Source organism: Methylosinus sporium, from assembly GCF_003113265.1.
GTDB classification, from domain to species: Bacteria; Pseudomonadota; Alphaproteobacteria; order Rhizobiales; family Beijerinckiaceae; genus Methylosinus; species Methylosinus sporium.
Genome location: NZ_PUIV01000016.1, coordinates 66,238 through 74,774, shown reverse-complemented (window position 1 = coordinate 74,774; position 8,537 = coordinate 66,238). Strand labels below are relative to the sequence as shown.

General features: G+C 66.7%; 7 protein-coding genes. 3 read left to right on the top strand and 4 right to left on the bottom strand.

Annotated elements, in window-relative coordinates:
• Positions 1–169: 169 nt before the first annotated feature.
• Genes C5689_RS11610 through C5689_RS11600 form a run of 3 tightly spaced genes read right to left on the bottom strand, consistent with a single transcriptional unit; the run spans position 170 to position 2,886 of the window.
• Positions 170–1,108, bottom strand: a complete 939-nt coding sequence (locus C5689_RS11610; protein WP_108917434.1) for an NAD-dependent epimerase/dehydratase family protein — start codon at positions 1,106–1,108, stop codon at positions 170–172.
• 3 nt (positions 1,109–1,111) lie between these two features.
• Entirely contained in the window at positions 1,112–2,056 is a 945-nt protein-coding gene (locus tag C5689_RS11605) for a transketolase family protein (protein ID WP_108917433.1), read from the bottom strand.
• Positions 2,056–2,886 carry a transketolase gene (locus tag C5689_RS11600; RefSeq protein WP_108917432.1) on the bottom strand — a complete coding sequence of 277 codons (831 nt, stop codon included), beginning with the start codon at positions 2,884–2,886 and terminating at the stop codon, positions 2,056–2,058. Before C5689_RS11600 ends, C5689_RS11605 begins: the two co-directional genes overlap by 1 nt.
• Before the next feature lie 210 nt (positions 2,887–3,096).
• On the opposite strand from C5689_RS11600, the gene C5689_RS11595 reads away from it, so the two are divergent.
• From C5689_RS11595 to C5689_RS11580, 3 genes are all read left to right on the top strand, one after another.
• A complete protein-coding gene (locus tag C5689_RS11595; protein WP_108917431.1) occupies positions 3,097–3,768 on the top strand; it encodes a CDP-alcohol phosphatidyltransferase family protein in 672 nt (223 codons plus the stop codon).
• A gap of 224 nt (positions 3,769–3,992) precedes the next feature.
• Complete coding sequence (locus tag C5689_RS11590) at positions 3,993–5,102, top strand: GGDEF domain-containing protein (RefSeq protein WP_108917439.1); 1,110 nt, start codon at positions 3,993–3,995, stop codon at positions 5,100–5,102.
• A 316-nt stretch (positions 5,103–5,418) separates the two neighbouring features.
• Complete coding sequence (locus C5689_RS11580; protein ID WP_108917430.1) at positions 5,419–6,111, top strand: SDR family NAD(P)-dependent oxidoreductase; 693 nt, start codon at positions 5,419–5,421, stop codon at positions 6,109–6,111.
• A 320-nt stretch (positions 6,112–6,431) separates the two neighbouring features.
• Here the strand turns inward: C5689_RS11580 and C5689_RS11575 are convergent, their stop codons facing one another.
• Positions 6,432–8,465, bottom strand: a complete 2,034-nt coding sequence (locus C5689_RS11575) for an NAD(+) synthase (RefSeq protein ID WP_108917429.1) — start codon at positions 8,463–8,465, stop codon at positions 6,432–6,434.
• Between the last annotated feature and the right edge of the window lie 72 nt (positions 8,466–8,537).

The window sequence follows — 8,537 nt, the reverse complement described above, 5'->3', positions numbered from 1 at the left end:
CCGCCAAAACACCGAAAATACGAAGCGTCTTCAAAACCACGCCGCCCCCGACCAATGCTCCGGGCCGCTCCCGAAGCTTCGCCGCGCGCCCAAATGACCCCGTCTCTATGTCGAAGACAAGGCCTTCCACGCAACGCCCGCGCTTTATCGCCCCCCTGTGTCCCATGCGCTACAGGACGTGGTTAACAATTTTTTCGCCGCCGCCGGAACGAAACCATTCGACCGTTTCGGCGAAGCCGCGCGCCAAAGGCTCGCGGGGCCGCCAGCCGGTCGCGGCGCAAATGCGGGAAATATCGGCTTCGAGATGCATGATCTGATCCGGGCGATAGGGAGTGCGGCCGAATCCCGGCGCGACGCCCGGCGCCGTCAGATCGCGCAAGAGCAGAACGGCGTCGCGCAATGGCGTCGGCTCGCCCGACCCTATGTTGAAGACGCCGTGCGCCTCGTGGTCGAGCAGCGCGAGCAGCGCCGCCGCCGCGTCGCAGACATGGGTGAACTCCCAAATCTGCTCGCAAGGAGTGAGGTCGGGCGAACGGCCCGCCGCGAAAGCGCGAATGAGCGACGGCACGAGCCAGAGCCGCGCCTCGCCGGGACCATAGAGAGAAAAGACGCGCCCCCACACTGCGCGCAACCCGCGCTCCGCCGCTATTGCGAGTAGGGCCCGGCCGGCGGCGAGCTTGGCGACCCCATAGAGCGTCGTCGGCTCGGTCGCGGCGTCTTCCGCGACGCGGCCGGAGAGGAGGCCATATTCGGCCTGCGAGCCGACGCCGATCAGAACGCGGGCGCCGGCGTCGGCGGCTGCAGCGGCCAATCGTCCCGTGGCGACGATATTGTCGAGCTGGCCGAGATCATTGCGCTCCGCCCCGGCGACGCCGCGCCAGCCGCTGTGCAGGAGCGCGTCGGGCGCGAAATTCGTCAACGCCTCGCGATAGCTCTCCGGCGCGAAGAGATCGCCGCGGATCGCATGAAGCCGCGCGGCGAGAGGCGCGAGCCGCGTCGCTTCGATATCGCCGCGCAGCAGGACGGCGCATTCATGGCCCGCTTCGACGAGGAGCCGCGTCGCCTCCGCCCCGAGGAAGCCGGACCCGCCGGTGAGAAAGACACGCAATGGTCAGGCCCGGCCGCTGAGCAGCCGCTCGCCGCGGCCCGTGACGAGCGCGCGCGCCCGAGCCGCGATGATCGCCGGATCGAGCCCGGCGCGGCGGCGCAGAGTCTCCGTGTCGCCGACGAGGCTCGGAAACGCCTGCGGCGCGGTGAGATCGACGAAGGCCTCGCCCATCCCGCGCGCGAGAAGCGTCTCCATCACGCCGACCGACAGCGGATTGCCGCGATAGCCCTCGAAGACGGAAACGACCGGCGCGCCGGTCAAAAGCGCGGCGAAAGCCTCCGCCGGGAAAGGCTGGACGATCGGAACGCTGACGACGGCGGCCTCGATCCCCTCCCCCGAGAGAATCTCCGCCGCGGCGAGACATTGCGTCACGGAGCCGCCGCTCGTCGCCAAGGTCACATCGGCGCCGCGGCGCGCCGCGAAGGCCGCCGTCTGCGGCGCGAAGATCGGCGCGCCATAAGATGCGCCGCTCTCGCGGGCGATACGGAAATAGGCGGGGCGCGGATCGTCGAGCAGCGCCGCGTAGCAGCGATCGAGCTCGGCGGCGTTGCCCGGATTGGCGACGACGAGATCGGGCAGCGCCGCCATGATCGTCGCGTCCTCGAGCGCGTGATGCGAGGGCCCCAGCGTTCCATAGGAGAAGCCGGCGCCGACGCCGATCAGCCGCACGGCGCGGCGCTGATAGCAGAGGTCGTTGCGAATCTGCTCGAGGCAGCGCGCCGTGATGAAGGGCGCGATGGAATAGGCGAAAGGACGGAAGCCGCCGGCGGCCAGCGAGGCGGCGACCGAGACCATATTGGCCTCGGCGACGCCCATATTGACGAAGCGCTCGCCGAGCGCCTGCTCGAGCGGCTCGACGAAAGAAAAGCCGAGATCGCCCGTGAGAAAGACGATGCGCGGATCGACGCTGGCGTCCGCCTCTATGAGCTCGATGATCCGCTTGCGCATCAGGCGAGCTCCAGATCGGCGGCGAGCGCCGGCCTGTAATGCGAGGCGACGGTGTTCTCGATGCGGGCGACGCCCTTGCCCTTCACCGTATGGGCGAGGATGACGCGCGGGCGTCCGCGCGTGGGCCGCTCGAGCGCCGCGACCAGCGCCGCCCAATCATGGCCGTCGAGCTCGATCGTCTCGAATCCGAAGCTGCGCCATTTGGCGCCGAAGGGCTCGAGGTCCATCACCTCTTTCGTCGGCGCCAGTGATTGAATGTGATTGTAATCGACGATGGCGGTGAGCGAGGAGAGCTTGCGCGCGCCGGCGAAGAGCGCCGCCTCCCAAGTGGAGCCCTCGTCGCATTCGCCATCCGAGAGAATGCAGAAGACGCGATGATCGCCTCCGCGCAGACGATGGCCGAGCGAGAAGCCCGCCGCCAGCGACAGGCCATGGCCGAGCGAGCCGCTGGTGGCGTCGATCGCCGGGACCGCCTCGCTGAGGCCGACATGCCCCCAGAGCTGCGTGCCGTTCTGCAGATAGGCGTCGAGCAGCTCCGGCGCGACGAGGCCATATTGCTCGAGGGCCGCGTAATAGGCCATGGCCGCATGGCCCTTGGAGAGAATGACGCGGTCGCGCTCCGCCGCGCTCGCGGTCGCTGGACGCAGATCGGAAACAGTCAATACCGCATCGAGGATCTCGACGATGCCGAGCGAGGAGCCGAGATGCGCTGAATTCGCCTTGTAAGACATAGAGATGACGCGACGACGCGCCGCTGCGCAACGCGCGGCCGCGGCCTCATGCGAGCGGGAAATATTCTCGCGGCCCCGCGCCGAGCCTGCTCTCGCCATCGGTCATGTCCTCGCCGTTTTCGCGCGCACTATGGCTCTCGAAAGGTTAACGCTTGGCTTAAGACCCTCGCGCAGCGGTCGGCGCGGATTGCCGCGCGGACTTGCGCCCAGACGGTGATGTGAGACAATGGCTGTAAGGCGGAGCGCGCATGGCGGGCCATGCGTGACAGCCGACCGATCGAGCGGAGACAACCGCGGAGAGCGTCGCATATGAAGATCGCCGATTATAAGTCGGGGCATCATCAGAGCTTTCTGGCGCCGGCCGAGCAAAGGCTGTTGCGCGCGATCATAGGTGAGCTGCCGGAGTCGGTGACGGCTCTGCAATTGACGCGCATCGGCCTCATCGGCGCCGTCATCGTCGCCATGGCGCTCATCGGCAGCCGCTGGTCGCCCCTGTGGATGACGCTGATCCCGCTCGGCGCCTTTCTCAACTGGTTCGGCGCGGCGCTGGACGGCCCGGTGGCGCTGCATCGCAACACCGCCAATCCTCGGCTCAGCCTCGTCGAGCATATTTGCGATCTGTTCTCGCAGATATTGATCATCGTCGCCTTCGGCTTCTCGCCGTTTTTGTCGTTCGAATCCGCCTTCGTCGTGCTGATCTGCTATCTGCTGTTCTCGGCCTATACTTATATTCGGGCCATTGTCCGCCATGTGCAGCAAATGGCCTATATCGGCCTCGGCGCGACGGAGTTTCGCATTTTGATCGCGGTCTGGCCCTTCGCCGCCCACGCCATGGGGGTCGACGAAAGCGTCGACGCCGGCGTGTCGCGGCTGGACGCCGCGATCATGATTTTGGCGGCTTTCGCCGTTTGCGGCCTCGCGATCAAGGCGCTCTCCGACGCGCGGCGAGTCGCCATGGACGAGAATGGCCAGGGCGTCTGATCCGCGCGCATCCGAAACTGTCCTGAAAATCTCGTCCTGAAACGCCCGCTCGATCGACGCTATTCTCCCGCCGCCACTAAGGTGGCTATGGACGCGCGCCGAAGAGAAGGGAAAATAGCCGCCGAGCGGGGATGTGATTCGGTCCGCCTCGCCAGCATCCATCCGCCGGCGAGAGGATGCCGAAAGATCATATCTCGGCGGCAGAGGCGGAAGAGATTATTGAGATGAAACTCGATTCGAGACGCTGGGCCCTCGTCGCCGGCGTCGCTCTGGTTGTCGCAGCAGGCGTTTTCGCTCTTATTCGAGCCGGATTTTTCGCGGCGCCCGACCTCGCTTCGCTGTGGACATGGTCGCTCGACAATTGGGAGACCGCCGGCGTCGGCCTCTCCGGCGAGCCCGTTCGCGTCGCGCATGAGCCCCTGGCTCTCATTCGCAATCTGGCGCTGATCACGGTTTCCTTCATCGGCGTTCTGCTGGGGACGCCGCGCCTCGTGGAAATCGTCACCCGCTCGGGCCGCGGCGGCGGGGCCGTCGGGGAGGATTTCGTCAAGATGCGGCGGCTGATCGACGGCGAGCTCGGCACGATTCTCTCGCTCGTGCGCGCCCATCTCGACAGCAACAAGACCTATTCGGCGGCTCTGGTGAAAGGCCATAGGGATCTCGCCGCGACGTCGAGCCCGGATCAGATTCGCGCCGCCATCGTTCTGCTGATCGCCGAAAACCAGAAAATGCTGCGCGAGACCGAGGAGCATCAGCGCCGGCTGGAGGATTCGCAGCGGCTGATCACGCAATTGCGCGCAGAGCTCGCCGAGACGCAAGAACTCAATGTTCGCGATTCGCTGACGCAAGTGTTCACGCGCGGCCATTTCGACGAGACGCTGGCGCGCGAGGCGAAAGCGGCCGCCGCGGCGGATCGCGCGCTCAGCCTCATCATGGCCGATATCGATCATTTCAAGAAAATCAATGACGGCCATGGCCATTTGATCGGCGACGAGGTGCTGAAGAATTTCGCCCGGACCATGTCCAAGCATGTCGAGGAGAAGGATACGGTCGCGCGCTATGGCGGCGAGGAATTCGCGATCATCATGCCCTCCGTCTCCTTCATCGAGGCGAAAGCGACGGCCGAGCGCATTCGCGCCGAATTCGAGACCAAGAAATGGGCGATCAAGGGCGGCGCGCCGATCGGGCGCATCACCGCCTCCTTCGGCGTCGCGCAGCTCGCGCCGCGCGAGAGCGCCGAGAGCCTCATCCAGCGCGCCGACGCCAAGCTCTATGTCTCCAAATCGCGCGGGCGCAATCTCGTCACCGTGGACGCCGACCTCTCGTCCCGTTGATTCTTTCGACTGCCCTTGTTCGGCCCGGCGGAGGACGCCCCGGTCGCCGTCTGCGACGCGCGCAGCGTCGCGCCGGGCGATCTCGTTTTCCGCGACCGGCGGGGCGAGCTACGCCATCGCCTATTCGGCGAGGTCCTGCTGCTCGAAATGTCATGATTCTCGCGCCGTGTGGCGCGCTTTTCGCCTCACACCGCCTTCGACGATCCGGCGACGCCGCAGAGCGCCCGCCCGCGCGCGAGCATAGAGTTGCGCTGCTTCGTCGCTTTCGACGATTGACCGTCGCGGCCGCGCCGCGGCCGAGCCTCGAGGACGAAAAATGAACGATATTCCCTATCGCGCCGCGCTCATCGTCGGCGCCGGCCCCGGCGTCGGCGCCGCGCTGGCGCGACGCTTTTCCGCCGACGGGCTGAAGGTGGGCGTCGCCGCCCGCGACGCGCAAAGGCTCGCCGCCATAGCGGCCGAAACCGGCGCCGAGGGCTTTGCCGCCGACGCGACCGACCCCGCTTCGGTCGAGGCGCTGTTCGAGGCGGCGGAGGCGAAGCTCGGCGAGATCGACGTGGTCGTCTACAACGCCGGCGCGCGTATTCGCGGCCCGCTGGCGGAGCTCGATCCGGAGGCGGTGCGGCGAGCCTTCGACGTCAACGCTTTCGGCGGCTTTCTCGTCGCGCGGGAGGCGGCGAAGCGCTTCGAGAAGCGCGGGCGCGGCGCGCTGTTCTTCACCGGCGCGACGTCGAGCCTCAAGGCCTATGCGATCTCCGCCCCCTTCGCCATGGGCAAGTTCGCGCTGCGGGCGCTGGCCCAGAGCGCGGCGCGCGAATTGGGGCCGAAGGGCGTGCATGTCGCCCATATCGTCATCGACGGGGTGATCCGCGACGCAGGCCGCATCGACCCGGCCGACGCCACGCTCGAGCCCGACGCCATCGCCGACGCTTATCTCGATCTCCTGCGCCAGAAGCGCAGCGCCTGGTCCTTCGAGGTCGAGCTGAGGCCGTGGTCGGAGAGATTTTGACAAAAGCCGAATCCGCGGAGCGACAAAATGTCGCAAAGCGGACCGAGCCGTGCTATCGTGAACCGTCGACCCAGGGCGAGCGCCCGCGAGGAGCGGCCGCTCGTCCCCATAACGACGAATAATGGGGAAAGCGCTCATGAACACGATTACGGCTATCCTATCGATCGTCGCAACCTGCGCCGCCGTCACCGCCGCGATCACCGCTTTCGCGAATATGTGACCCGAGCAGTCGTTTAGAGGGACTGCGAGCGTTCGTTCCGCGCAGCCCGCCGCCCGTCCTCGCCGACGCAAAGACGCGCCGGCGAGGCGTTTGGTCCCGCTCAGGGAATTTCCTCTATATCGGCGAGCCAGGCCGCAGCGCTCGAATCACTCGGCGCGCGCCAGTCGCCGCGCGGCGACAGCGAGCCGCCGGAGCTGACCTTCGGCCCATTGGGCAGAGCCGAGCGCTTGAACTGGCTCGTCGCGAAGAAGCGGCGCGCGAAGACGCCGAGCCAATGCTTGATCTCCTCGACATCATAGGCGCGGCGCTTCTCCGCCGGAATGTCGGCGGGCCAGCGGCCGGCCGTTGCGTCGCTCCAGGCGTGAAAGGCCAGAAACGCCGTCTTCGACGGCGCGAAGCCGTAGCGCGTCGTATAGAAGAGATTGAAATCCTGCAGCGCATAGGGGCCGACGACATCTTCCGTGCGCTGCACGCTGTCGCCCGGCACCAGCTCCGGCGAAATCTCCGTGTCGAGAATGTCGCGCAGCACGGCGACCGTCTCGGCGCCGAAATGCGCGTCGCGCGCGCACCAGCGGATGAGATGCTGGATCAGCGTCTTCGGCACTGAGGCGTTGACATTGTAATGCGACATTTGATCGCCGACGCCATAGGTGCACCAGCCGAGCGCCAGCTCCGATAGATCGCCCGTGCCCAGCACCAGCGCCTCGTGGCGATTGGCGAGGCGGAACAAGAGCGAGGTGCGCGCGCCGGCCTGCACATTCTCGTAAGTCGTGTCATAGACCGGCTCGCCGCGCGAAGCGGGATGGCCGATGTCCTCCAGCATTTGCCGGCAGGCGGCCGTCACATCGATCTCCTGCGCCGAGACTCCCAATGCGCGCATCAGCCGCCAGGCGTTGGCCTTGGTGCGGTCGGTGGTGGCGAAGGCCGGCAGCGTATAGGCGAGAATATTCTCGCGCGGCAGGCCGAGCGCGTCGAAGGCGGTGACGGCGACGAGCAGCGCATGGGTGGAATCGAGCCCGCCCGAGACGCCGATGACGAGGCGCTGAAAATTGGCCGCCGCGAGCCGCTGGCGCAGGCCGTGCGACTGAATGTTGAAGGCTTCGAAGCAGAGCTCTGCGAGCCGCGCTTCATCGTCCGGCGCGAAGGGAAAGCGCGGGATTTCGCGCAACAGGCCGAGGTTTTTGTCGCGCGGCGCGTGCAACTCGAAAGGAACGCGCCGAAAGCTCGTCGCGCCGGCTTCCATGTCGGCGCAATCGCCGAAAGTGACCTGGCGCATACGCTCGGCGGCGAGCCGGCCGAGGTCGACATCGGCGAGAATGAGCTGCGGCTCATCGGCGAAGCGCGCCGCCTTGGCGAGCAGAGCGCCATTCTCATAGATCATCGCCTCGCCGTCCCAGGCAAGATCGGTGGTCGATTCGCCCTGCCCCGCGGCCGAATAGAGATAGGCGGAAAGGCAGCGCGCCGAATGGGCCGAGCAGAGCGTCGCGCGATAGTCGGATTTTCCGACAATGGCGTTGCTGGCCGAGAGATTGAGCAGCACGCTCGCGCCGGCGAGCGCCGCCCGCGTCGAGGGCGGGATCGGAACCCAGACGTCCTCGCAGATTTCCGTATGGATCACGAGGCCGGGAAAATCGCTCGCCTCAAGCAGCACGTCGGAGCCGAAAGGCGCGGTCTGGCCGGCGATCTCCATCTCTTCGCCGGCGATGAAGGCGCCGGAAGCGAAATGCCGCTTCTCGTAGAATTCCCGATAATTGGGCAGATAGATTTTCGGCGTGACGGCGAGAATCTCGCCGCGCCGGATGATCAGCCCGCAATTGTAGAGGCGCCCGCGCCAACGCAGCGGCGCGCCGACCGCGATCAGCGGATGCAATGCGCGGCTCGCCTCCAGCAATCGCCCGATCGCAGATTCCACGGCGTCCAGCAACGCGGTCTGATGCAGCAGATCGTCGATCGCGTAAGAGCTGATCCCGAGCTCGGGAAACAGGACCAATGACGCGCCTTCGGCGTCCGCCTCGCGGGCCATTTCGATCGTGCGCGCGACATTGAAGGCGGGGTCGGCGACGCGCGTGCGCGGGCCGGCCACAGCGACGCGAACGAAGCCATGCGAATGCAGCGAGAAGAAAGGATGCGTCATGCGCCGATTATAGGGCCAGGGCGGCCGCAGCGGGAAGGCGCCGCGCGCCGCCTATTTCACCGAGGCTGCTCG